Genomic DNA, 25,892 nt, shown 5'->3' on the forward strand with positions numbered 1-25,892 from the left:
CCATGAACGCCATCGCCGGTCTAGCTTCCCTGTGCACGCTTGCGATAAGCGCATGCCTACCGCTTCCAGCCATGGCGGATCGAGCCGATTCGCCGCTGCTTCTTGGCGAAGAGTGGGTACCGGTGGATCCGGCGCGATTGGCCGAGATGCGCGGCGGATTGATGATGCCGTCCGGAATGGTGCTCTCGTTCGGAATCGAACGGCTGGTCTACGTCAACGGGCAACTCGTCGCCAGTGCGACGTTGCAGATTCCCGACCTGAGCCGCATGACCGCCGACCAGGCCAGCGCGCTGGCCGCCATCAACGAGGGCAGGGTGGTGCAGATCGGCGAAGGCAACCGCATCGATCCCGGCGCCGGCGGCAACGCGCTGGTGATCCAGAACACGCTCGACGGCCAGGCCATAACCGCGCTGACCACCTTGAACGTGGGCGTGGACACCTTGGGCATGCTGCAGGAAATGAACACCTACGGCGCGCTGCACAACGCGCTTATCGCTGCACCAGGATCACCTTGAATCAGGCTACCGGGGACAACGCATGAAACGAAAGGGATCGTCGCATTTGCTTGCTCTTCTACCCATGGCCTGTCTGACCTTGGCGATCTGCGGATCGCTGCACGCGCAGGAATCCGTTTCCGTTACTGAAGAATCCAAGCTGGACGGACTGCAGCGACAGATCAACGAGCAGTCGCGTCAGTTGGAAGACATGCGCGGCTCGCTGGAAACGCAAGAGCGGAATCTCTCGCAACTGCAGCAGGCCTTGAACGAAGAGCTGCTGGCCAATGCGCGCGCCCGCGGCATGCCCGCGCCGGCGCTCACCACCGGTAGCATGCAGGTACCGACTTATGCACAGACTGCCGCCGCACAGCAGCCGTCGAGACAGCCGGTGGGGCAGGCGCCCGAATCGCAGAACAGACCTCCAGAAGTGGCCCAGATCTTCGATCAGCCCGGCGTGCTGACCCCTTCCGGCACGCTGGTGCTGGAACCCGGCTTGCAATACGGATACGCGTCCAACGACCGCGTCGCCCTGGTCGGCTACACCATTATCCCCGCGCTGCTGATCGGCCTGATCGACGTGCGCCAGGTGAAAACCACTTCGGCTACGGCCGTGCTGACCGCGCGCTACGGCATGGGCAACCGCTTCGAGATGGAAGCCAGGCTGCCTTACGTCTATGTCAACAGCGACACGGTCAGCCGCGAAATCTTTACCGGCTCGGCGGTGGACCGGGTGTTCAACGCCAACGGAAGCGGCATGGGCGATGTGGAAGTGACCGCCCGCTACCAACTCAACCGCGGCGGTCCGGATAGACCGTATTACGTGGCCTGGCTGCGCTACAAGAGCCGTACCGGCACCGACCTGTTCGAGGTGACCACCGATTGCGTCACCCGCTGCATCGGCAACACCACCGGCACCGGCCTTCCGCTGGAACTGCCCACCGGAAGCGGTTTCGAAGCCCTGCAGCCGGGCATCACCTGGCTGTTCCCCTCCGACCCGGTGGTCTTCTTCGGCAGCTTGAGCTACCTGCACAACTTCGAGCGCAGCGACGTCTCGCGCACCGTTATCGGCGGACAGAAAGAATTCCTGGGCGACGTCGAAGCCGGCGACATCATCGGCTTCAACCTGGGCATGGGCTTGGCGCTCAACGAAAAAGCCGCGATCAGCATCGGCTACGACCAGAACATCATCGGCAAGACCAAGCAGAACGGCCAGGACGTTGCTGGCGCGGTACGCGTCACTCTGGCCACGCTGTTGCTGGGAGGAACCTACCGTTTCAACGACAAGGCGTCTCTGAACGTCGCCCTAGGTGCAGGCCTTACCCGCGACACGCCGGATCTCAGCTTCACGGTACGCGTGCCGGTCACGTTTTGACCTGGGCATCGAGCCTGGTGCCGGCCCGGACAAGCTCCTATCACGGCGCGCGACCTCCGCCGAGCATTACGACTTGTTCGCCTTGTCGGCAAGCTTGCGCTCGCGTTCGGCCTTGGCCTGTTTGGCCATGTCCTCGTAGCGCTGGCGCACCCGGTCCAGTTCCGCTTCTTCCAGCTCTTCCAGATCCAGCAGCTCGTTGTTGGCCAGCCGGGTGACGAAGATCAGCTCGTCCAGCTTGATCTGCATGGCCTCGGTATCGCGGTTCTGCGTGTTCTGGATCAGGAACACCATCAGGAAAGTGATGATGGTCGTGCCGGTATTGATCACCAGTTGCCACACCTCGCTGAAGCCGAAGAAGGGACCGGTGGCCGCCCATACCAGCACGATCGCCGCCGCCAGACCGAAACAAAGCGGGTTGCCCGTGAACTTGGCGGTGGACTGGGCCAGCTTGTTGAAGGTCTTTGCGAGTTTCATCCGTACGGCTCCGTGAAGGAATGCTGCGCATGATGCGCGGCAGAACGAAACCGGAGGTGAAGCCCCATTGCGGCTCCTCACGCTTGTATAACGGCTGCGGCGGTATCGGTTCCCGGTCGGCTCAAGCACAGCGGGCCGCCCAATCAAGGAGATCCCCATGGCAAGACCCATCTGGACCGGCACGCTTTCCTTCGGCCTGCTGAACGTCCCCGTCTCGCTGATGTCCGGAGAACGCAAGGTGGATCTGCATTTCCGCATGCTGGATTCCCGCGACAAGAATCCGATCCGTTTCGAACGGGTCAACGCCGAAACCGGCGAGGAAGTCCCCTGGAAGGATATCGTCAAGGCATTCGAGTATTCCAAGGGCAACTACGTCACCGTGGAGAAGGAGGACATCCAGTCCGCGGCTCCGGAGAGCCACGAATCGGTGGAGGTGGAGGCTTTCATCGACGCAGGCAGCATCGACCAGCGCTACTACGAGAAACCCTACATCCTGGTGCCGGGTAAAAAGGCGGAGAAGGGTTATGTGCTGTTGCGCGAAACCCTGAAGTCGAGCAAGAAGATCGGCATCGCCCGCGTGGTCATCCGCACCCGCGAATACCTGTGCGCGGTCATGCCCGAAGACGACGCGCTGGTGCTGATCCTGCTGAGGTATCCGCAGGAACTGGTGGATCCGACCGACTACAAACTTCCCGGCGGCAAGGTATCCGACTATCGGATCACGCCCAAGGAAATGGAGATGGCCAAGCAACTGATCTCTTCCATGTCGGGCAAGTGGTCGCCGGACGACTACCACGACGAATTCCGCGAAAGGCTTCAGGCCATCATCCAGAAGCGGGTGAAGTCGAAGGGCGCCACCACCAAGATCGTCGAATCCAGCACCGAGCCCGAAGACGCGGCCACCAATGTGGTGGACTTCATGTCCCTGCTGCAGAAGAGCCTGGACAGCAAGAAGCGGACGCCAGCCAAAAAGGCAGCCGTCAAAGCCAAGAAAGCGACGAAGAAGGCGGCCGCCAAAGCGCCTGCCAAGAAGGCGGCCAAGCGCAAGGCGAGCTGACGGATGTCGCTGCGCGACTACAACCGCAAGCGACGATTCAGCGAAACATCCGAACCGGACCCGGATGCAGTCCCTACCGTTGGCAGAAAACGCGCAACGAACGCTTTCGGCGCACGGCATCGCCCGATCTTCGTGGTGCAACTGCATCACGCCACCGCCCGCCACTACGATTTCAGGCTGGAGGCCGACGGCGTACTGAAAAGCTGGGCGGTTCCCAAAGGCCCGTCCTTGCGCACAGGCGAGAAAAGGCTCGCTGTCGAAGTCGAAGACCATCCGTTGGCGTATGCCGCCTTCGAAGGCGATATTCCGGAAGGAAATTACGGGGCAGGGCACGTGCAAGTATTCGACCACGGCACCTGGGCCAGCGAAGGCGATCCTCTCGAAGCCATCGCCGCAGGCAAGCTGGATTTCGTGCTCCACGGCGACAAGCTGAATGGGGCATGGAAACTGGTGCGCACCAACATACGTGGCAAACAGAAGCAGTGGCTGCTGATCAAGCGCGAGGACGACTATTCCGGCGATGCGGAGGCGGACGATCTGTTGGGCGCTCATCTGCCGCAGAAGAAAACCAGCAACAGGAGAGCCACGGCGCAGTCCAAGCGGCGTGCGCCTTCGAAATCCGGCAGATGGAAGCAGCGTGCCCTGGATACGCCAGGAGCGCGCGAGGACGACTACCCAGCTGGGTTTTCCCCGCAGCTGGCCAGCAGCCGTGAAACCGCGCCAACCAGCGACGACTGGTTGCACGAAATCAAATGGGACGGCTACCGGATGATGGCGGACCTGGTCGATGGCAAGGCCAAGCTGCGCTCGCGCGGAAAGCTGGACTGGACCGCGACTTTCCCCGAGGTGACCCACGCGGTGGAAGCGCTGCCGGTGAAGGACGTACGCCTGGACGGCGAGCTGGTGGTGATCGACCGGAAAGGCCGTAGCGATTTCAGTGCGCTGCAGCGTGCCATTGACGGAACTTCAAAACAGCCCTTGCGCTACGTCGTCTTCGATATGCCCGGCATTGCCGGCGTCGACTTGAGCCATGCCGCGCTTACCGATCGCAAGTCGCTGCTCAAGGATCTTGTCGGCAAGCGGCCCGGCGTGATCGCTTATAGCGAACATGTGCTGGGCCACGGCAAGGAAGTTTTCGAAGCCAGCAAGGCCAAGGGATTCGAAGGCATCGTAAGCAAGCGCATCGACTCCGGTTACAGCCAGTCGCGTTCCCATGCCTGGGCCAAGGTCAAACACGAAGACACCGATGAATTCGTGATCGTCGGCTATACCGCGCCCAAGGGATCGCGCAGCGGATTCGGTTCGTTGTTGATGGCGGTTCCGGAGAACGGAGCCTTGCGCTATGCGGGCAGGGTGGGGACCGGCTTCGACGATTCCACGTTGAATTCGCTGGAAACCATGCTGGCCAAATTGCGGACCGATACCGCAAGCGTGGAACTGCCGAGCCACGTGCCGTTCTCCGCCCATAGCGTGAGATGGGTAAAACCCGTACTCATCGCCGAAGTAGCTTTCCGCGGCTGGGCGAAGGAAGGGCTATTGCGGCAAGCCAGCTTCAAACGTTTGCGCGAGGACAAGAACATGCAGGATCTGGATCCGTCCGATTCCAACGAAGTGACCATCACCCATCCCGATCGAATCGTCTACAAGAAGGGGAAGATCAGCAAGGGCGACGTCGCCGCGTATTACCGGCAGGTCGCGCGCTGGCTGCTGCCCGAGCTGGTGGGGCGCCCTTTGTCCTTGGTTCGCTGTCCCGATGGCGCGCAAGGCACATGCTTCTTCCAGAAACACCATAGCGAGGCATTGGGGAAATCGATCAAGGCCATAACGCTCAAACAGAAAAGCGGAAACGAGGAATATCTGTATCTGCAAGATGCTTCTGGATTGCTGGAGCTGGTGCAGATGAATACCTTGGAGTTCCATCCGTGGGGGTCGAAAACTACGGCGCCGGAAAAACCGGATCGTCTGGTTTTCGACCTCGACCCCGGCCCTGGAGTCGGTTGGGCCAAGGTGAAGGCGGCGGCGCGCGATATCCGTAAACGCCTGCAGGAGACGGGGCTGCGGAGTTACCTGCGCCTATCCGGCGGCAAGGGCCTGCACGTCGTCGTACCGATCACGCCCGGTCCCGACTGGGGCCAGGCCAAGGATTTCTGCGGCGCCTTCGCGGAGGCGCTGGCCGCGCATTCGCCGGACAAGTACGTGGCCACCATGAGCAAGGCCAAGCGCGACGGCGTGATCTTCATCGACTGGCTGCGCAACGCGCGTGGCGCGACCAGCGTCTGTTCCTGGTCGCTGCGCGCTCGCGAAAACGCGACCGTGGCCATGCCGCTGCGGTGGGAGGAACTGGCCAAGGTCACAGCGCCCGACATGTATACGATGGCCCGCGCCCTGCAACGCGCCGGCAAATTGCGCAGCGATCCCTGGGAAGGGATAGAGAACCTGCGCCAGGATCTGCCCGGATTCCAGGCAGGCCCGGCGCCATCGGGCCGTCAGCGCCTGAAACGGTAGTGGGCGACCATCCATTCGTTGCCGTTGTCGTAGCCGAACAATTCCGCGCACGCCATCCAGAACATGCGCCAGCGCTGGTACCACACCGGTGCGTCAGCCATGCCGTAGACGCCTTGCAGCACGCGCATGACCTGCTCGCGGTTGTTGTCCTGGTTCTGCAGCCAGGCGTTGGCGGTCTTTTCGTAATGCGTTCCGGACAGCAGCCAGCGCTGTTCGATGGCGATTCTGTCCTGGAAGTGCAGCAAAGTGTCGGCCGACGGCATCAGCCCGCCGGTGAAGAAATGCCGGCCCATCCAATTGCCTTCGCCCTTGGCTTCGAACAGGTACAGCAGTTCGCGATGGCAGAAGAGGTGCACGAACAGCTTGCCGCCCGGCACCAGCCAACCGGCGATGCGCGACAGGAGGTCCTGGTAATTGCGCATGTGTTCGAACATTTCCACCGACACCACGCGGTCGTAGCTTTCGTCCTGCATGCGCAGGCTGTTCACGTCGGCGGTGACCACTTCCACGTTGAAGATGGCGCGCTCGCGGCAACGGGCTTCGATGTACTCGCGCTGCATTTTGGAATTCGAGACCGCGGTGATCCTCGACTCCGGATACTGCTTGGCCATCCACAGGGTCAGCGAACCCCAGCCGCAACCCAGTTCCAGGATGCGCTGTCCGTTGGCCAGCTCCGCGCGCTCGCCGTACAGGCGCAGCATGTGTTCCTCGGCCATGTTCAGGCTGGTGGTCGACTCGTCCCAATAGCAGCTGCTGTATTTGAGCTGCCTGCCCAGGCATAGCTGGAAGAACTCAGGCGGCAGCTCATGATGCTGGCGATTGGTCGTCTGCGTCTGGACTGCATCGCTGTTGCGCAAACCTTCCAGCCAAGCCTGCTGACGCGCGAACACTTCGTCCGTGCCGCCCTTGCGTTCGTCCTTCAGGCGTTGAGCGCATTGGCGGCGGATGCCCATCCGAAGCAGGTTGTCGGGGAGCCGGCCGGACTCCGCCAAGCGAGTGGCAAGGCTGTCTTTATCGGAATCGGCGGCAAGTGAGGTGGTCGTTATTGACATGCGTACTCCAGGGGATGGATATCAAAGCTTCGGGGGAAGCGGTACTGATGAAACTGGCGATGTGTCGGTGATCGGCGTGGTCATTGCCCCTCTTGCGCAACGTTTTGCGCCTCTGTTGTGGAATGCCGGTCACGCGATGGGGGAGGCCCGCATCGCGTACGCGATCAGCGACGGCCACGCATTTTTTCATGCAGCGGCTCCGCTGGACGGCAGGCGGGTTCCGGCAAGGCGCAGTGTGTCGTAGCTGAATAGCCCCATGGCCGCTCCCCAAAGCGGTCTCAACGTTAACAGTAGCGCCGGTAGTGAATCTGTGAATTGGCCCGCACCCCCGGGTATGGAAGGGTTATCCCGTCTCACATTCCCCCGATGCGGCAGCGCTGGGCGGCGAAGGCCCGTCCACCCGGCTTTCCTGGTCCGGCGCCCGGCGCCTCAAGCGTGACGGGGATCCATTCCGCATCCTGCTTAGGATTTCACCTACCCATATTAGGGGTACACGCCCCACAGAGGCAGTCGACAAGCCCCATTCGAGACGGCTCAACGTCGCGCTATATTCAGGAGGCCTACGGACAGGCGATACAAGTTGATGGAGCAGGGCATGCGCGCGGTTATCGTGTTTTGTATTTTCCTCATCGCCCCGCCCGGGTATGCGCAGCATGTATACAAATGCGCCAAGGGCAGGGACGTGAGCTATCAATCCGCACCTTGCGATGGAACCCAAGCCCTGGTGAAGCAGTGGGAAGCCGCGCCGGAGCCGGAGCCGTCCGCAGTGGCATTGGACCCGCGCCAACCTAAAGGCAGGCGACCCGTGGCGAACTCCGGACCGTCGCGCTCCGGCGTCAGGACGATTTCCTCAATCAGCGCCGCCGAACGCCGTTGCAAGGCCGCCAAAGCGCGCCGCGAGGCCAAATTGATTTCGGTGGGCTTGAAACGTACGTTCGACTTGCTTCGCAAACTCGACGATGCCGTCCATGAGGCGTGCAAATAGCGGTCGGAATTTGCATGGGGCTATATGCCTTGGTCAGGCATGGCCAACCTGCTGCGAGGCTTCTTGGCCGAAGCCTCGCAGCGACAAGCTCAACGCATGCAGCTCTTAGCCAACAGTCAGTGCGCTGGAATCGACAGAAACCCCGCCTTATCAGGCTAGGCCATGCGCTTTAAGCTCTCGAGCCTTTCGTTTTGTGGCCCCGAGTTCTTCTCGTTGTAAGCCGCCGCCTCGCCACACAGGTATTCGTATGGAGAAACCGATCCGGGAGCGGCGGAAGGGCACGTCATAGGCGACTGCCGCGCCGCCGCTCAGTTGGAAGGCGCCGCGTCGGGCAGACGGAAAGCCCAGGCATAGGCATTGGCCGTCTGTTTGCGCAACGATGCCGGAATCTGGACCACGGTAGTGTTCCCATCGCGATGCCACGCCAGCTGCGCATCGCTCCCTAGCAGCTTCACTTCCGTGCCGGCGGCAGGCGCGGGGCCAGGAATGCGTAGCGTCGTCGGCAACTTGGTTTCATTGGCATCGGGAAGGTAGAACGCGTAAACGGTGCCATCCTTCAGCCGCGTGTAACGGAACTTGCCATCTCGGTAGGGCGCGACGGATCGGCTGGCGTAGATCGCCTCGCCATTGACCTTCATCCATGCGCCGATTTCATGCAGGCGCTGCACCGCAACCGGAGGAAGTTCACCATTGGCGTCGGGGCCGACGTTGAGCAGGTAGTTGCCGCCCTTGGCGACCACATCGACCAGCATCTGCACCACGCTGCGTGCGGATTTGTACTTGTCGTTCGGCGCGTACGACCAGGATTCGCCGAGGGTCATGCAGGTTTCCCACGGATACGGCAGCGGTTGATCGGGGATTTTCTGCTCCGGTGTGCGATAGTTTTCGTAGCGCCCGCCCACTGCGCGGTCTACGACGATCAGACCAGGCTGGTTCTTGCGGGCCATTGCAGCCATTCCCGGCATGTCCACGTCCTGAGGCCACGGTACGCCGGCATTGCCTTCGGCGATGCCGTCCATGGTGTCAGTCGGGCGCACCCAGCCGCCGTCCAGCCACAGGATATCGACAGGGCCGTACTGGGAAGTCAGTTCGCCGACCTGCGCATGGGTGAAATCGACGAAGCGTTTCCAGATATCCGGGTGCTTGCGGGTGTCGTAGTTGTTATGCCGGTTGGGCGTGGCCCACTTCGGCGACCAGTAGTCGTCGCTATGCCAGTCGGGTTTCGAGAAGTAGGCGCCGATGCCGAAGTTCTGGGCACGGAAGGCGTCGAATACTTCTTTGGTGATGTTGGCGCGCGGGTTGGTGTGGAACGGAACGTCGGCTGCGGTGATCCTGTAATCGCTCTGCCGTGTGTCGAACATGGCGAAACCGTCGTGGTGCTTGGTGGTGAACACCACATATTTCGTGCCGGCGTCCTTGGCGATGCTTGCCCACTGCCCGGGGTCGAACTTGACCGGGTTGAACGTGGTCGGCAATTGTTCGTAACGCTTGACGTAATCGACATAAGCCTCGCCTTCGGGACGCTTGCACCAGTCCACGTCCTCGGAGCAGATCGACCACGATTCGACCACGCCCCATTGGCTGTACGGGCCCCAGTGCATCATGAAGCCGAACTTCCAGTCCTGCCATTGCTCTAGCTTGCGCAGCACCAGCGGATCGGTTTCCGGCACGTAGTCGCCGTGGCTTTCGGCATGCGCGGCGAACAGGGGCGTTGCGCACAGCAGCGCGGCCAATGCGAGTCGTAGCGATTTCATACATTGCTCCCGAAGTGGTTTTTGTTTTGCGCTTTTTTGACGCGATGGGTCGCCGGACATTCCGGCATTGGATTTGTTCTCTGGTCCGGCGGAAGAAGCAGTGCTAACGTGTCCCTTCTTCGCGAGGGAATGATGTTGGCAATGGCCGCGCACCTCATCACAAGCCGAACCGGGACAAGGACCCGGCACGAATGGAAACATCCCAAGCCGATGGTCCGCCCGCACCGAAGACTGCGCCGATGAGCAGGGAACCCATTCTTGAGATAGCCGCCAATTCGCTGGCTTCGGCGCAGGCCGCGCAACAAGGCGGCGCTTCTCGCATCGAACTGTGCGCGGCGCTGGAACTCGGCGGTTTGACTCCATCGCCGGCGCAGATTGCGCTGGTGCGCGAAAAGCTATCCATCCCGATGCACGTACTGGTGCGGCCCCGCGCCGGCGATTTCGCGTACGCGGATGAGGAGCATGCGACCATGCTCGCCGACATCGCGCATTGCGCTGCCGCCGGTTGCGACGGCGTGGTGGTCGGCGCGCTGACCACGGAGGGCGATGTCGACATAGCGCGTTGTCGGGAACTGGTCTCCGCCGCCGGTCGGCTCGATCTCACTTTCCACCGTGCCATCGATGTCTGTCGGGACCCGGCGGCAGCGCTTGAAGCCGTCATCGGACTAGGCTTCAAGCGCGTGCTCAGTTCCGGCGGTGCGGCCAGCGCGATGGAAGGCAGGGGCAACCTGCGGCGACTGATCGAACAAGCCGCCGGCCGCATCGAGATCATGCCGGGCGCGGGCATCGATGCCGGCAACATCGCCGCGCTCATGGCCGCGACCGGCGCGCGCGAATTCCATGCCTCGGCTAAGCGTGCTCTGCCTTCGCGGATGAAATTCGCGCCGACGGACGCATTGGGCATGGCCGGCGGCGAAACACGCAGCGATGCCGCCGAAGTCCGTCGCCTCGTCGAGGCGTTGCATGATGCTGCAAAGGGCGCATGAGCATCGCCGGGTAACGGCTGCGGCGTGGCCGGCTTCATTCTAGGCTTCCACCTCGTAAGCACCCAGCAGTGCGACCGCCTCGGCGTGCGTTGGCAATGCGGCGAAGGCGCCATGCCGGGTCACCGCCAGCGCGCCGCAGGCCGAAGCGTAGCGCAGGCAGTGTTCAAGTTCGTTCGATTGGGCGAGGAACGCATCGAACGTGCGCGTATCGACCCCTTTGCGTTGCAGCTGCGATAGCAGTCCACCGATGAAGGCGTCGCCGGCGGCAGTGGTGTCGACCGCCTTGACTTCGATCGTCGGCAGTTCGCCGCTGCGTCCACGCGCGAACCAGCGCATCGGCGCGGCGCCGTCGGTGACCAGCACCAGCCGAGCGCTGTGCAGCAGACGGGCGACGATGTCGGCGTCGGTGTAGCGGCCTTCCTTTAGGTATTCGAGTTCTTCGCGCGCCAACTTGACCAGATCGGCGGCCTCGAGCGCGTGCCACAGCACAGGCAGCGCCGGCGCCGCCTCCGGCCACAGTGCAGGGCGCAGGTTGAGATCGAGACTGACCAGCGCGCCCGCGGAGCGCGCGCGGGCCATGCCCGACAACGTCGCCGCGGCGATGTCGGTATCGGTCAAGCTGTTGCTGCAGACATGGAACACACTGGCTGCGGCGAAGCAGTCTGCATCGAAATCCGCGTCGCGGAACAGCAGATCGGCTGCTGGCGGGCGGTAGAAGCTGAAGCTGCGTTCGCCGTGCGCATCCAGCGACACGAAGGCCAGCGCTGTCTGTGCAGCGGCGGTACGGCGCACGTAACGTACGCCGGCGCCGGCCTCGTGCAGGCTGTGCAGCAGGAAGTCGCCGAACATGTCGTGGCCCAGCATGCCGACGAACTCGCAGCGACCGCCCAACTTCGCCACCGCGACCGCCGCATTGGCTGGAGCGCCGCCGGCGAACTGACGGAACGTGCGGGCTTCGCCCTCGACAGGTTCGCTGGCGAGAAAATCGATCAGCGCCTCGCCGAAGCAGAGGATAGTGTTGTTGGCTGCACTCATCGATCGGCAGCCGCTTGTTGGGTAGTCCCGGTTGCGGGGCGGCGCATGCGGATCCTTTCTGGTTCTTTTTCTTTCAGCCGCATGGATGCGATCACCGGCGATCGTGGTAACGCGACTCTGCACAGTATTTTCAAGGCGTAATCCATCTTATTTGGATCGATCCAACCATCGTATCGTGAGGTAAACCGGACATGCCTGCAAGCCGTATCGCACCGTCCACCGCGCTTATGCGCTGCGTATCTGTGACGCACGTCATCGGCCAAACAGACCATACGTGGCTGAGCTGCGGTCATCTGGCTGATCCGACCCGACAGGCAGGTCCGTCTGACACGCCGCTACGTACATCGGTACCCAGCTCCGCGGAAGACAGCAGGCGTGGATCCAGCACCACATGCTTGATGCGCCGCCGCTTCCATGTGTAGGTGATGTGCACCAGTCCGTCGCGGGTCTGGATGACTGCAGGATAGGAGAACTCGTCCTTGGGACTGTCTTCCAGCGTCAGCGTACGCCGCCAGCGCACGCCATCGTCCGATAGCGCCACTGCCAATACGCCGCGTCCTTCCCACCAGTCCTTGCCAGCCGGAGCCGGGTTGTAGACCAACAGCGCACGGCCATCGCGCAGCATCACCGCATCGGTGCCGGAGTTGGGGTTTTCGATATCCAGCAGGGTCATCGCTCCCCAGCTGGCGCCGTCGTCGCCGGAGAAGACGCTGAACACCCGATTCTGTTTGCTGCGCCCGAGCGCCTGCAGGCAGCCGTCGTGGTGGCGAAGCAGGCTGGGCTGGATGGCGCCGATATGCGCTGGATTGTTGAGCGCTGCGCTACGCTGCCAGTGCAGGCCGTTGTCGTCGCTGGTTTCGATATGCGCGCGCCAGCCGCCGGCTTCGTCCTCGCTGCTGCCTGGGGCGAGAATGCGGCCGCTGGGCAGCTGTAGCGGCTTGTTCTTTACCGGGCCCAGGATGCCATCGGGCAGGCGCCTGGGTGTCGACCAGTGCACGCCGTCGTCGGAGGACACGGTGAGCATTCCCCACCATTGTCGCGGATTCGGACCGGCCTTGTAGTACAGCTGCAAGGGGCCTTGCATGGGTTGGAACAGCACCGGGTTCCATGCCGGCTGCGGTCCGCCGTTGTTCTGCATGCCGTCGGCCACGCGTCGCGGCGGTAGCCAGCCTTCGGCACCGCGGCGGGCGAGCCAGATGCCCACATCGGCTGCGCCTTCATGCGCGCCGCCGAACCACGCGGCAAGCAGAGTCCCGTCGCGGCTTTCGACCAGAGTGGAAGCATGGCTTTGCGGCGTCGGCGGCTGCGTGGCGATGAATTCCTCCAGCACGATTGGCGAGGGCGAGAGCGACGGCGCGGGCTGGGTACCGCACGATGCCATGGCCATAGTGACGGGCAGCAGAAAGGCGAGGGCGTTGATGCGTTGAAGATGCATGGAGGAGTGCCGTCGTGCGTTCACTGTTTCCCGGCGGCGCCTCTGCCGGTGTTGAACAGTTGGAATTCGCGGATACGCACCGGATCGGAACTGGACAGGATGTTCAGGCGTACACGCGAGGTAGTGACCGGAGCGAAACGATCGATCTTCATCCGTCCGATCGCCTGCGCCTGCGCCAGCCGCACCCATCTACCGTCCTGCCACGCCTCCACCGCGTATTTCTGCACGCGCTGGCCGGCGTTGATCCATTCCATGCTCATGGCGCTGTCGAACGTCACCGGCTGCTTGAAGTTGAGTTCCAGAGTCGCGTGGTGCGAGCCTTCCGGCGCGCTCCAGAAGGTGTCGCGATCGCCATCGGCGGCCGCGGTGGCGGTACCTGCGCTTTTCAGGTTGCCCGATACGAGGTTCTTGGCCGGTCCGTACAGTGCCTGGACCGCTTCGCCCAGTTCGCGCAGACGCTGCACGTCGGCGTCCGGCAGCAGGCCGCGGGTATCAGGAGCGATACCCAGCACCAGCTGTCCGCCCAAGCCCACGCTCTTCTCCCAGATCTCCACCAGCTCGTCCACGCTCTTGAGAGTCTGATCGCTGTTGGGATGCCAGAACCACTGGAAGCGATGCAGCGGCGTATCCACTTCCACCGGCCGCCAGCGCAGGAAGCCGTGACGGTCGATCACATTCCAGTTCTCGCCCACGATGAAGCCATCTTCGTTGCCGACCCAGCGGATGTCGCCGTACTCGAACAGCGCCGTATCGGCGAACACCATCGCGTTCGGCTGGTAGGTGCGCAGCTCCTCGATGTATTTGTCGAAATTGTAGACGTGGCCGGCGCTGCCGGCGCCGTCCAGCCACCATTCGGTGATCGGTCCGTAGTGAAGCGCCAGTTCCACCAACTGCGCCGTATAGAACCTGTCGTAGGCCTTGGCGTCGGCGTACTTGGGTTCGTGCCGGTCCCAAGGCGACAGGTAGATGCCGAAGCCCATGCCTTCCTTGCTGACCGCATCGCTGGTCATTCTGACCAGGTCGCCTTTACCTCCCAGCCATGGACTGTTCTTGACCGAGTATTTGCTTTGTCCGGTGGGCCAGAGCGCGAAGCCGTCATGGTGCTTGGCAACCAGAATCAAGTACTTCGCGCCGGCCGCTTTGGCAGCGCGCGCCCATTGCCCGGGATCGACTTGATCGGGATTGAACACCGACGGATTGGCGGTGCCGTCGCCCCATTCCTGATCCAGCCAGGTGTTGGGGTTGAAGTGGACGATCACGCCGAATTCCATATCTTGCCAGGCCACTTGCTGCGGCGATGGACGCACCTCGGAAAAGTTCTGCGCGGCGGCCAGCGGCAGGGCGAGGAGGGACAGGCAGAGCGCGGCCAGTCGGCGGATCGGGGAGCGGAAAGAGCGGGTCATCGGAGAAATACCTTATGGTCGAAGGAGCGGCCGTTGGCACGAACGAATCAGGAAATAGGCAAGAAAAGGCGAATGGAAAGACGCAGGCAGGTGCTCAGTCGGCGGCGCTCCATAGCGGCTCCGGCGAACCGCGAATGCTTGCCGCATCGATGCTGTCCAGATCGAACACCACCACCTGGTTGTCGCCTTGACGTTGCCACGGCGCCGGAAAATACAGCGTGCGCTGGGGGCCGATGTTCCAGTGGCGGCCCAGGTTGCGACCGTTGGCCCAGGCGAAGCCCTTGCCGAAAGCAGCCAAGTCCAGCCAGACGTCGGCCGGGGCGGCGATGCGCAGTGTGCCGCGATGGAAGGCCGGGCCTTCCACCTTGGCCGTGGTCCAGCCACGCAGCGTGTCGGGCGAACGCATCGGCAACGGAAACGTCTGCCAGCCCAGCAGCCGTTCGCCATCCAGCAACACCGGATCGACCAGTCCGGCACGGCCATCGGCCAAGCGCGGGCCGTAATTGATGCGTCCGCTGTTTTCCACCAGCACATCCAGGGTGTGTTTTCCGGCTGGCACGTCCAGCGCAAGCGATACTTGCTGCAGGCGGCGCTCGACGCTGCCGATCGGCTTGCGGTCGAGGTAGACGCGTGCGTAATCGCGCACCTCGCCCAGGTACAACTCGCCCTTGCGCGGGCCGGTAATGGTGGTGCGGTAGAGGATGTAGCCGTAGTCCTGGCCATGGACCTCCATCGGCAGTGGAGTCTCACCGGCAACCGGCGCGGGGAGGTTGTCCCAGAGCGAAGCGGATTCGCCTAACGCAACCTCCGGCAACGCGGCGAAGCGTATCGGCGTTGGCAACGGCGGCGGCCGCACCCCTGTCGCGCGTGCGATGGCGTCGCGGAACAGCGCGAACTTCGGCGTTGGCCGTCCGGCCTCGTCCAACGCGGCGTCATAGTCATAGCTGGTGGTCTGCGGCGCGTAATGGTCGCTGGGGTTGCCCTGGAAGTTGGCGCCGTTCATGAAGCCGAAGCTGGTGCCGCCGATGAACATGTACAGGTTCACCGAATGGCCCTGCCGCAGCATCCATTCCAGTTCTTCGGCCTGCTGCTTGGCGTTGGTATTGGCATGCGGCTTGCCCCAATGGTCGAACCAGCCCGCCCAGTATTCGCCGACCATGCGCGGCCGGCCCGGTTGGAACTTCTCCAGTTTCCCGAATGCACTCTTGGCTTCGCCCGGGGCGAAGTTCACCACGGCCAGCGTGTCTGGCAGCGTACCGTTTGCGAGCATGTCGGCGCCGTCGGAAGTGAACAGCAGCGCCTTGTCGAAGCCAGCCTGCACGAACAAGTCGCGGTTGGCCCGCATATAGGCGCGGTCGTCGTCGTAGGAGCCGTATTCGTTCTCGACCTGTACCGCGATGATCGGGCCGCCGTTGCCGTTTAGCAGAGGGCGCACCTGGTCGGCCACTGCCTTCAGGTACGCATCGCTGGCGGCGAGGAAGCGCGGGTCGCGGCTGCGCGCGCGCATGCCCGGCTCGGCGAACAGCCAGGCCGGATAGCCGCCGGCTTCCCATTCTGCGCAGACATAAGGACCCGGGCGCAGGATTACGTTCAGGCCCTGCGCTGCGGCCTCGCGTACGAACGCGGCGACGTCGTTGTCGCCGTGGAAATCGAACTCGCCGCGCTGCGGTTCCACCAGATTCCAGAATACGTAGGTCTCCACCGTGTTCAAGCCGAGCGCGCGAGCCTTCTGCAGGCGGTCCTTCCAGTACTCGCGCGGTATGCGCTGGAAATGGATCGCGCCGGAGACGATCTGGTAGGGCTTGCCATCGCGGCTGAAATGGGTGGCTTCGGTGGAAAACACGGGCCAGATGTCTGCAGCGATGCCTGTGGCCGGTGCCGTCAGCGCGAGCGTCATGACGAGTGATGCGATGAGGTTGCGCAGCATGTGGGTCTCTTTAATGTGTTGCATTAATGACGAACTGGTTGCTCTGGCGATTCCCAATTCCCAATTCCCAGCTTCAAACAAACGACGGCGGCAAATCTCCCTGGCGACTGCCGAAATCCCGATTGGGCTCAGGCCCCATTTCGAATTCCAGAGTGCCGCCTGCGGCCAGATCTGCGTGGCGCAGCCAACTGCGCGTATATGGTTTTCCGTTCCAGCGCAGGCGTTGCACGTAGATATTCTTTGCGCTGTTGCGACGGGCGACGATGTGCAGCACGCGGCCGCCGCCGACATCCAGTTCGGCGCGGTGGAACAGGGGACTGCCGATCACGTAATTGCCGCTGACCGGATCGACCGGATAGAAGCCCAGTGCGCTGAGTACGAACCATGCGCTCATCTGCCCACAATCCTCGTTGCCGGACAGACCGTCGCGGGCATCGCGGTACTGCTCGCGGAGCAATCGCCGCACCATGGCCTGGGTCTTCCACGGTTGCCCGGCATAAGCGTAGAGGTAGGCGACGTGGTGACTGGGCTCGTTGCCGTGCGCGTACTGGCCGACCATGCCGTCGATGTCCGGCGGCGCGCCGGCCGGCAGCTCGGAGCTGGTACTGAACAGTTCATCGAGCTTGCGCACGAAGCCGTCGCGGCCACCGAACTGCTCCATATAGCCGTACAGGTCGTGCTGGTTGAGGAAAGTGGCCTGCCAGGCGTTGGATTCGGTGAAGTCGTGCCAACGCTCCATGTGGCCAAGGGCGCGCGGATCGAACGGTGAGGCCCAGCTGCCGTCCTCCAACCGCGGCTGGATGAAGCCGCTGTCGCGGTTAAACAGGTTGGTGTAGTTGCGCGAGCGGGCCACAAGGGCGCGGTAATCGTCCTCGGCGCCTGCCGCGCGTGCCAGATGCGCGCAGGCCCAATCGTCGTAGGCGTATTCCAGGGTGCGGCTGGCCGCTTCGCTGACCCTGTCGCTGGGGATGTAGCCGAGCCGTCGGTAATAGGGCAATCCATGGAAGTCGTCGTCCATCGCGCGCTTGCGGAACAACGGCCAGGCCGCGGCGTAGTCGATGCCATCGAAGCCCTTGGCGTGGGCTTCGGCCAACGCCACTGCCGAGTGGTAGCCGATCATGGTGCCGGTCTCGACGCCTTGCAGCGGCCAGATACCGACGCCGTCCGGGCATTCCGCCGCGCCGCGCACCAGGCCCTGGATCAGATGGGGAACGCGCTCGGGTTGCACCAGGGTCAGCAGCGGATGCAGCGCGCGATAGGTGTCCCATAGCGAGTAGGTGCTGTAATTGCGGCAGCCCTCGGGCAGCGCGTGCACCTGCAGATCCATGCCGCGGTAACGCCCATCCACATCGCTGAACAGCGTCGGTGCGAGCAGCGAGTGGTACAGGCCGGTGTAGAAGATGCGCCGCTGCGCGTCGTCGTCGGTATCGATGCGCACCCGCGCCAGCTCCTTCTCCCAGGCAGCGACTGCCTCGGCGTGCACACGGGCGAAATCGAAGTCCTCCACTTCGGCATCGAGGTTCGCCAAGGCGTTCTCGGCGCTGACCGCGGAGATGCCGACTTTGACCAGCAGCGGCGCAGCGTCGACATCGGGGAAGTGCAGGGCGGCCTTCAGCCGGGTGCCATAGATCTGGCGCACCTCTTCGGCCAGCGGCTGGTCGTCGCTGTACAAGCGCGCCTGCGCGAACGGGCGCGACAGACGCATCGCGAAGAAGAGGTAGCGGCCCTTCGCCCATTGATGGACGCGACGGCCGCCAGTGACGGTGCTTTCATCGACGATGCGCAACTGCGCGTCGGTGACTCGCGTCGGAGTGGAGGCGTTGTCCTGGAAGCCGTGCGACAGATCGAGCAGCAGATGACCGGCCCGGCCCTTGGGGAAGTGATAGCGATGCAGGCCGGCGCGCGCGGTGGCGGTCAGTTCGGCATGGATGCCGGTGTCCTTCAGCAGCACCCGGTAGTAGCCAGGGGAGGCGGCCTCGTCAGCGTGGTCGAAGCGCGAGCGGTAGCCGGTTTCCGGCGAATCTGGCGGACCGGGCTGCAATCTGACCTCGCCGGTTCGCGGCACGACCAGGAAATCGAGCATGTCGCCGATGCCGGTGCCGGACAGATGGGTATGCGAGAAGCCCATGATCGAGCCGTCGGACTCGTGATAGCCGCTGCACGCATCCCAGACCGCGTTGTAGGTGTCCGGGCTGAGTTGCACCATGCCGAACGGCAGCGTGGCGCCGGGAAAGGTGTGGCCGTGGCCGCCGGTGCCGATAAAGACATCGACGTGGCGGGTCAGGTCCGCTTGCACACGGGCGTCGGCAGGCAGCGCATAGTGGCCGGCGCGGGCGAACGCGAAGCCGGACAACCCGCTGCCGCCGAACAAGGCCAGTGCTATGGCGCTCTGCAGGAATCCGCGTCGGGTTGTCATTGGGTGTTCTCCATGGTGCATTGGATATGTTCCGGTTACTGGTGTTGCGTCAGCCGCTCAACAAATGCGGCTTGCGTTGCGCCAGATCGACGATCAGTTCTCCAAACAGGGTGTTTGCCCACGCGAACCAATCGCGGGTGAATTTCGCCGGATCGTCCTGATCGAAGGCCTCGTGCATGAAACCGGTATCGGCATGGGTGGTCTTGAGCCAGTGCAGACACTGGCGGATCTGCGCATCGTCGTCGCTGGCCAGTGCGTACTGCATGATCGCCATCGGCCAGATCGTGCGCAGGCCGCTATGCGGGCTGCCGACGCCCTCGGCGGCGCGGCCGCGGCAGAAGTAGGGATTGCGCTCGCTCCAGGCCAACTGGCGGGAACGTTGGAACACCGGCTCGTCGCGCTCGCAGCAGCCCAGATAGGCCAGGCTCAACAGGCCGGGCGCGTTGGCGTCGTCGATGAACAACTGGTTGCCGTAACCGTCCACCTCGTAGGCCCAGAATGACTGGCCGTCGGCGTCGCGCATCATGCCGTGCTGGCGCGTCGCCTTTTCCACTTGATCGGCGAGTGCGCGGCAATCGGAGGCGAAGTCACGATCGTGGTGGATCGTCCGGGACATCTCCGCCAACTGCCGCAGCACCGTTACCGCGAACAGATTGGCCGGTACGAACAGCGGATACACGCAGGCGTCGTCGGACGGCCGGAACATCGAGTGGATCATGCCGTTGGGACGGGTCGGCTGGCCGTAGCCTCCCAGCACCAGAGTTTCGGTGGCAAGCGTCGAGGGCCGCTGGAATGTGTAAGGGCCACGGTCGTGCAGGCGCTGCTGCTCGCGGAAGGTGCGCAGCACGATGCGCATCGCTTCGCGCCAGCCGTCATCGAACGGCGCGGTATCGCCGGTGGCGCGCCAGTATTCGTGCGCCAACCGGATCGGATAGCACAGCGAATCGACTTCCCATTTGCGTTCCCCCACGCCGGGCTTCATCTCGGTAACGTCATCGAGCGACCACTTCAAGCGCTGGGTCGCGCCGTCGGGCAGGAAGGCGTTGGCGTAGGGGTCCAGCCGGATGCAGCGCGACTGGCGCCGGATCAAACCATGCAGCATCCGCCGCAATGTCGGGTCTTGTTTCGCCAGCGGGATATAAGGATGCACCTGTGCGGAAGAATCGCGCAGCCACATCGCTTCGATGTCGCCGGTGATGACGAAGGTATCGGGCTTGCCGTCGCGGGTGCCGGTCTGCACGGTGGTGTCGAGCGTGTTCGGATAGCAGTTCTCGAACAGCCAAGCCAGTTCTGGATCGCTTATCTGTGCCTTGATACGGGCCAGTTGGCGTTCCACCGCGGCGCTGACGAAGCGGCGTTCGCCCTTCGGCGGCCGCCTGCTCACAAAGGCGCCGCCTTTCGCAGCAGGCGTGGCCGCGGCGAAGGCGGGCAGCGCACCGGCCAGCAGGCTCGCGCTGGCGCCAGCGCCGAGGAACTGGAGGATGTCGCGGCGGGTGGGCATGTCGGAATCTCCTGTTCTGTCGTGTTGCTGTGCGCTTCTATTTTGTAGAGCCGGGCAAGCTAGGCTCTACAAGAGGATGCTGTTCACTTGGGTAGCGGCATCCGGCCCTGGATCGAAAACGCCGCTTCGCCACCCGGTGCGCCGGTGCCGGGCTGGCCGCCGCCGACGAATACGCGGTAGTCGCCGGCCTCGACCGCGCGTTGGCCGGCGCTATCGACGTCGCTGAGCTTGCGTGCGTCCAATTCGAAGCTCACTTCACGCGATTCGCCCGGTTGCAGCGTCACCCGTTTGAAGCCGACCAGGCTGCGGATCGGCGATTGAAGCCGTTGCGGCGGTTCTGAATGGACACGCTCGAGATAGATCTGCACCACCTCGTCGCCAGTGCGCTCGCCGCTGTTTCGCACCCGCACGCTTGCGCGCAGCGGCTCGCCAGCCTTCAGTGTCGGCGTCGACAGCCGAGGCGCGTCGTAGGCGAAGGTGGCGTAGCTCAAACCGTGGCCGAAGGGATATAGCGGCGTGCCGGTGAAATAGCGGTACGTGCGGCCCTTCATGTCATAGCTGACATAGGCCGGCAGATCCTTGGTCGAGCGGTAGAAGGTCACCGGCAACCGGCCGCCGGGATTGAAATCGCCGGCCAGCACCTGCGCGATGGCGGTGCCGCCGGATTGGCCGGGATACCACGCGGCGAGAATCGCGTCGGCGTGTTGCTGCGCCCAGTTCAGCGCCACCGCGCTGCCGCTCATCAAGACCACGATCAGCGGCTTACCGTCGGCCTTTGCGCGTTCCAGCAGCGTCTGCTGCATCGCTGGAAGAGCGATCGCATTGCGGTCGCCGCCGTCGAATCCGAGCACGTCGACCTTCAGTTCCTCGCCCTCCACATCCGGCGACAGGCCGACAAAAGCCACCACCGCATCGGCCTGCGCCACGATGCGTTCGGCCTCGGCCAGTTGCGCCTCCGCCGGTGCCAGCCATTCCAGGCGCAATCCTTGATCCTCGCCCTGGTGTTCGATCTCCAGCCGGATGCGCCGCGGCTGCGCGTCTTCGAAATGCAGTTGCGCTTCGACGTTGCGGCCATCGGCGTTGTGCATGCCGGCGGCGATGCGCTTGTCTTCGGCGTTGCCGGCGATCACCAGCTTGTCGTCCACGTACAGGCGCACAGGGTCGTGCCGGGTGCAGGCGAAACAGCGCGCCACGCGTACCGCCAAGGTGTAGTCGCCGGGGCCGGGCGGCAGCAGCTCTCCGGTCCAGCGCACCGAATAGCGATCCTTGTCCACGCCGGGAGCAGGCGCCACCTGGTCCCAGTTGAAACTCACCACACGATCCTGGCGTACCACCCGTGGTTTGCCGGCCAAGTCGGGATTGTCGAAGTACTCGCCCTTCAGGCCCGCTTTTCCGTCGTTGCGCAATGCGGTTTCCGGAATCATCACCGGCACTCCGGCCGATAGCGGCGCGCCTTGGGCATAGCTCACGCGCTGCTGACCGAAGCGTTGTCGCAACCCCATCAAAGGCGTCACCGGATCGACCGAAGTGCCTTGGTAGTTGGCTTCCAGCGCGGCGAGGGCGTCGGCATTGGGACCGATCACCGCCAACCGGGTTTCTGGCTTCAACGGCAAAATCGCGTTCCGGTTCTTCAGCAGCACCAGCGACTGCAGCGCCGCCTCCAGTGCCAGCTTGCGGTTGGCTGGCGTGCCGATATCGTCGGCGCCCAGCCGTGCGTAAGGATCCCGTCGCGGTCGTTCCAATTCGCCCAAGCGGTAGCGTGCGGCGAACAGGCGTACCAGCGACTGGTCCAGCTGCGCCTCGTTGGCTTCGCCACGATCCAGCGCCTGGCCCAGCGTGCGATAGGTATTGCCGCAGTTGAGATCGTGCCCGGCCTTCAAGGCGGCAGCGGCCGAGCCGGCTTCGTCGGCGCGAAAGTAGTGGAACCAGGTCATGTCGTACAGCGCATCGCAGTCGGACACCACGAAGCCCTTGAACCCCCAGTCCTTGCGCAAGCGGCCATTGATTAGCCAGTCGGCGGCGCAGGCGGGCGTACCGTGCAGCGAGTTGTAGGCGCACATCACCGCGCCGGCGCCGCCTTCGACCAGCGCAGCGCGGAACGCGGGCAGATAGGTGGCCTCCAGGTCGTGCGGCGAGACATCCACGTCGAAGCCGTGGCGGCCGGGTTCCGGACCGCTATGCACGGCCAGGTGCTTGGGCGTGGCGATCGTGCGCGGGTGCTGCGGGTCGTCGCCCTGCAGGCCGCGAATGAAGCCGACCGCCAGTTGTCCGGTGAGGTAGGGATCCTCGCCGTAGGTCTCCATGCCGCGGCCCCAGCGTGGGTCACGGAAGATATTGATGTTCGGCGACCAGATGGTCAGGCCTTCGTAACGCTTATGGCCGTTGCCAGGGCCGCCGGCGATGTTGAACTTGGCGCGCGCTTCGGTGGAGGTCACGGTGCCGACTTGCTCGAGCAGCCTGGTGTTCCAAGTCGCCGCCAGCCCGATCGCTTGCGGGAATACCGTGGCGTGGCCGCTGCGGGCGACACCATGCAGGCCTTCGTTCCACCATTCGTAGGCCGGCACGCGCAAACGCGGAATCGCCGGAGCGGCGTTCATCGTCTGGGCGATTTTTTCCTCGCGCGTCATCTTCGCCACTAGTGCGGCCGCGCGGTCCTCGGCTTCGTCGGCGCGGAGGGGAGCGGATGCCATGGCAAGCAGGGCGGCCAGCATCGTCACCCCTGCGCAGGTTGGGAGCCAGTGCCTTTTGTTCTTCCCGAGCCCGAAGTCGTTGGGTCCCCGCCTGCGCGGGGATGACGAATTACTCGTCATTTCGCCTCCGCAGGTTCAGCCGGCGCACCAGCGAGCGTCGCGGCGAGGTCGCGGATCTGCAGCGACGCCTGCAGCGTTTCCAATGTCGAGGCGCTGCGTACATGCACCGTCAGCGCTTCGCCCGGCAGCAAATCGAAAGCGTTATCCGAGACATGCACGTCCTGATCGCCGAACGACAGCCAGACATCACGCGCCAACCCGTCGCTGGACAAGGTCAGCGCGAAGCCATCGCCGTCGGCCTTCCATTCGCTGCGGACCTGTGCGGCAGGCAGCGCGAGATGCCTGGCGGCATCGAAGAACACCAGTTGGCGCGACAGTACGCGCTCGCCATCGAGCAGTTCGAACACCGCAAAGCTCCGTTTGCGATCGGCGCGGCCGAGCAGATGCGCATCGCTGAACTGGCCGATGCGGGTGCTGCTCAGTGGCGGCAGCGTCGCTGTCTTCTCGCGGCGGCTCAGTTCCTTCCCGTCGAAATCCATTACGCGCAGCCGCCAGCGCGCGGCGAGCGGTGCGGTGCGGTCGGAAACCAGAGAAAGCGTCGTCTTGCCGTCCTTGCGCAGCGCGGCAGCCAGCTCCGGTGCGTAGAAGCGGCGGGCATGGTAGTTCAACGCTTTCCAGCGTCCGTAGTAGTCCACACTGGACCACGATGCGCCCGGCCACACGTCATTGAGTTGCCAGTAAAGCGAACCCATCGTCCGCGGACGCGATGCTCGCAGGTACGAGGCGGCCAAGCCGATGCCCTCGGCCTGCATCAGCTGGCTCAGATAGACGAAGCTTTCGAAGTCCTTCGGTTCGCCGAACTCGCGGCGGATGTAAAGGAGCAGGCGCTGGTTGCCGTTGCCGCTGTCGAACTTCTGGTGCGCGCGCATCACCGGCGATTCCGGATCCATGTCCTGCTTGCCGGCGAAGGCGCGGATAGTGCGCATGTCAGGGAACGATTGCAGGCCGTACTCGGACAGGAAGCGGGTTTCGACATCCAGGTAGGCCTCGGCCGGTTTGGCTTCGCCGCCCCAGACCTGCCAGTAGTGCATGTCGCCGTCGTCGCTTACGTCCGCGGCGCCATCGAAATCGGTACCGGGCGAAGTCGCCCAGTACGGCACGTCCGGATCGTGCACGGCGACCACTTCGCGGAACACGGTACCGAACAGCGTGGTCATGCCGCGCTCGATGCGGCTACGTTCCTCGGGATCGATCGATTGCTTGAACTTGACCCGGTCGCCCCAGTGGTCCCAACCGGTCTGCACCTCGTTATTGCCGCACCACATCACGATGCTGGGATGATCGCGCAGTCGTTTGACCTGTTCGATCGCCTCCTGCCGGGTGTTCTCGCGGAACTCCACGTCGTAGGGCGGGATACCGCCTCCGAACATGAAATCCTGCCAGATCATGATGCCCAGTTCGTCGGCGAGCTCGTAGAAGCGGTCGTCCTGGTAGTGGCCGCCGCCCCACATGCGCAGCATGTTCATGTTGGCCTCGCGTGCATCGAGCAGCGTACGGCGCATGCGTGTCTCATCGACGCGGGTAGGGAAGCTGTCCAGCGGGATCAGATTGGCGCCCTTGGCGAAGATCGGGATTCCGTTGATCACGAACTCCATGCTCTTGCCCCACTGGTCCTTTTCGCGGCGCAGCTCGACGGTGCGCAAGCCGGTCGTGCGCTGGACCGCATGCAGGTCGCCACCGGGGTCGCGCAGCGTTGCGGCGAAGGTATAGCGATCCTGGGCGCCATAGCCGAAGGGGAACCAACGCTTGGGATCGGCGATACGCAACGGCAAGTCGATGCGGTTGTGTCCGCGATCGACCACCGCATCGCGCTCGATCCGCGCCACCGTGGCGCCGTCCGGGCCACGCACTTCCAGTACGACCTGCACCGGCCCGCTGGCGTTGGCCTCCAATTCGATCTGCGCTTCAAGCTGCGCCGCCTGCGCGTCCACCCGCTGTTGGGCGATGTGCAGACTTTCCACGCGCACTGCGTCCCAGACTTCCAGACGCACGTTCTTCCAGATGCCGGCAGTGACGATACGCGGGCCCCAATCCCAGCCAAAATGGTAAGGCGCCTTGCGCACATAAGTTGAGCTCAGCCGCGCCTTCGGTTCGTCGCCAAAGGCAGAGTCGTAGCCGCCGGGCAGGGCATACGGCTGTTGCGCCAGCCACGGCTGGATCTTCTTGATCGGCGAGAGCAAGGTCACTTCAAGTACGTTCTCGCCGCGCTTGAGCAGCGGCCTGGCATCCACGCGCCAGCGCCGGAACATGTTGTCCGCGTCCAGTAATGGCTTGCCGTTGAGGCGGACTTCGGCCAGCGTGTCCAGTCCGTCGAACACCAGTTCGACGTGTCCGCGCTTCAATGTCGCCGCATCGACGTTGAAACGGCTGCGGTATTGCCAGTCGCTCAGGCCGACCCATTGGATCGCGCCTTCATTGCTGCCCACGAACGGATCGGGCACCACCCCGGCGGCGATCAGATCGGTTTGCACCGTGCCTGGTACCCGCGCCGGCAGCCATACTGCGGCTTGCGGATGTTCCTTCGTTAACGCCTGTCCCGGCACCAGCCGGATCTGCCAACCCTCGTCGAGATTCAGCGAAGTGGGCGGCGCGGCCCAAGCCGGCATCGCCAGGGCCAGGCACAGCAACGCGAGCAGGTACGACAGACGGCGAAAACGAGGGTGTAGCGGAAACATGCGGAGCT

Annotated in this window: 17 protein-coding genes; 6 read left to right on the forward strand and 11 right to left on the reverse strand. The window is 63.7% G+C overall.

The window, feature by feature from the left end; translation table 11 throughout:
* Positions 1 to 71 precede the first annotated feature (71 nt).
* Positions 72 to 515: a hypothetical protein gene (locus tag BLR66_RS02885; RefSeq protein WP_093280122.1), complete on the forward strand. Its 444-nt coding sequence runs from the start codon at positions 72 to 74 to the stop codon at positions 513 to 515.
* 64 nt (positions 516 to 579) lie between these two features.
* Complete coding sequence (locus BLR66_RS02890) at positions 580 to 1,869, forward strand: acetate kinase (protein WP_093280123.1); 1,290 nt, start codon at positions 580 to 582, stop codon at positions 1,867 to 1,869.
* 66 nt (positions 1,870 to 1,935) lie between these two features.
* Here the strand turns inward: BLR66_RS02890 and BLR66_RS02895 are convergent, their stop codons facing one another.
* Positions 1,936 to 2,343, reverse strand: coding sequence for a low affinity iron permease family protein (locus BLR66_RS02895; protein WP_093280124.1), 408 nt, complete (start codon positions 2,341 to 2,343; stop codon positions 1,936 to 1,938).
* 157 nt (positions 2,344 to 2,500) lie between these two features.
* Here BLR66_RS02895 and BLR66_RS02900 point away from each other — a divergent pair, with 157 nt between their 5' ends.
* Together BLR66_RS02900 and ligD are read left to right on the forward strand one after the other, a co-directional pair.
* A complete protein-coding gene (locus BLR66_RS02900; RefSeq protein ID WP_093280125.1) occupies positions 2,501 to 3,400 on the forward strand; it encodes a non-homologous end joining protein Ku in 900 nt (299 codons plus the stop codon).
* Positions 3,401 to 3,403: 3 nt separating this feature from the next.
* Positions 3,404 to 5,905: a DNA ligase D gene (gene ligD, locus BLR66_RS02905; RefSeq protein WP_093280126.1), complete on the forward strand. Its 2,502-nt coding sequence runs from the start codon at positions 3,404 to 3,406 to the stop codon at positions 5,903 to 5,905.
* Here ligD and BLR66_RS02910 read toward each other — a convergent pair.
* Positions 5,887 to 6,957 (reverse strand): SAM-dependent methyltransferase, encoded by a 1,071-nt coding sequence (locus BLR66_RS02910; RefSeq protein WP_093280127.1) that lies wholly within the window; start codon positions 6,955 to 6,957, stop codon positions 5,887 to 5,889. The two genes, ligD and BLR66_RS02910, sit on opposite strands and share 19 nt — an antisense overlap.
* A gap of 595 nt (positions 6,958 to 7,552) precedes the next feature.
* Here BLR66_RS02910 and BLR66_RS02915 point away from each other — a divergent pair.
* A complete protein-coding gene (locus BLR66_RS02915) occupies positions 7,553 to 7,942 on the forward strand; it encodes a DUF4124 domain-containing protein (protein ID WP_143014533.1) in 390 nt (129 codons plus the stop codon).
* A gap of 308 nt (positions 7,943 to 8,250) precedes the next feature.
* Here BLR66_RS02915 and BLR66_RS02920 read toward each other — a convergent pair whose 3' ends face one another.
* Positions 8,251 to 9,696 (reverse strand): alpha-L-fucosidase, encoded by a 1,446-nt coding sequence (locus tag BLR66_RS02920; protein ID WP_093280129.1) that lies wholly within the window; start codon positions 9,694 to 9,696, stop codon positions 8,251 to 8,253.
* Positions 9,697 to 9,887: 191 nt separating this feature from the next.
* Here BLR66_RS02920 and BLR66_RS02925 point away from each other — a divergent pair, with 191 nt between their 5' ends.
* Positions 9,888 to 10,682, forward strand: coding sequence for a copper homeostasis protein CutC (locus BLR66_RS02925; RefSeq protein WP_343123911.1), 795 nt, complete (start codon positions 9,888 to 9,890; stop codon positions 10,680 to 10,682).
* A gap of 39 nt (positions 10,683 to 10,721) precedes the next feature.
* On the opposite strand, the gene BLR66_RS02930 is transcribed toward BLR66_RS02925, so the two are convergent.
* From BLR66_RS02930 to BLR66_RS02965, 8 genes are all read right to left on the reverse strand, one after another.
* Positions 10,722 to 11,717 carry a carbohydrate kinase family protein gene (locus BLR66_RS02930; RefSeq protein ID WP_093280131.1) on the reverse strand — a complete coding sequence of 332 codons (996 nt, stop codon included), beginning with the start codon at positions 11,715 to 11,717 and terminating at the stop codon, positions 10,722 to 10,724.
* A 289-nt stretch (positions 11,718 to 12,006) separates the two neighbouring features.
* Positions 12,007 to 13,104, reverse strand: coding sequence for a sialidase family protein (locus BLR66_RS02935; RefSeq protein WP_255402371.1), 1,098 nt, complete (start codon positions 13,102 to 13,104; stop codon positions 12,007 to 12,009).
* Between the two features lie 68 nt (positions 13,105 to 13,172).
* The gene (locus BLR66_RS02940; protein ID WP_093280133.1) at positions 13,173 to 14,555 is read right to left on the reverse strand and encodes an alpha-L-fucosidase; all 1,383 of its coding nucleotides are present in this window, start codon (positions 14,553 to 14,555) and stop codon (positions 13,173 to 13,175) included.
* A gap of 94 nt (positions 14,556 to 14,649) precedes the next feature.
* Complete coding sequence (locus BLR66_RS02945; protein WP_093280134.1) at positions 14,650 to 16,482, reverse strand: glycoside hydrolase family 35 protein; 1,833 nt, start codon at positions 16,480 to 16,482, stop codon at positions 14,650 to 14,652.
* A 73-nt stretch (positions 16,483 to 16,555) separates the two neighbouring features.
* Complete coding sequence (locus tag BLR66_RS02950) at positions 16,556 to 18,898, reverse strand: GH92 family glycosyl hydrolase (protein WP_093280135.1); 2,343 nt, start codon at positions 18,896 to 18,898, stop codon at positions 16,556 to 16,558.
* A gap of 49 nt (positions 18,899 to 18,947) precedes the next feature.
* Positions 18,948 to 20,399 (reverse strand): glycoside hydrolase family 125 protein, encoded by a 1,452-nt coding sequence (locus tag BLR66_RS02955; protein WP_093280136.1) that lies wholly within the window; start codon positions 20,397 to 20,399, stop codon positions 18,948 to 18,950.
* Between the two features lie 83 nt (positions 20,400 to 20,482).
* Positions 20,483 to 23,110, reverse strand: a complete 2,628-nt coding sequence (locus tag BLR66_RS02960; protein ID WP_093284231.1) for a glycoside hydrolase family 3 protein — start codon at positions 23,108 to 23,110, stop codon at positions 20,483 to 20,485.
* A 95-nt stretch (positions 23,111 to 23,205) separates the two neighbouring features.
* Positions 23,206 to 25,815, reverse strand: coding sequence for a beta-mannosidase (locus tag BLR66_RS02965; RefSeq protein WP_255402372.1), 2,610 nt, complete (start codon positions 25,813 to 25,815; stop codon positions 23,206 to 23,208).
* Positions 25,816 to 25,892 lie beyond the last annotated feature (77 nt).

The organism is Pseudoxanthomonas sp. CF125 (assembly GCF_900104085.1).
In the GTDB taxonomy this organism is placed as follows: domain Bacteria; phylum Pseudomonadota; class Gammaproteobacteria; order Xanthomonadales; family Xanthomonadaceae; genus Pseudoxanthomonas_A.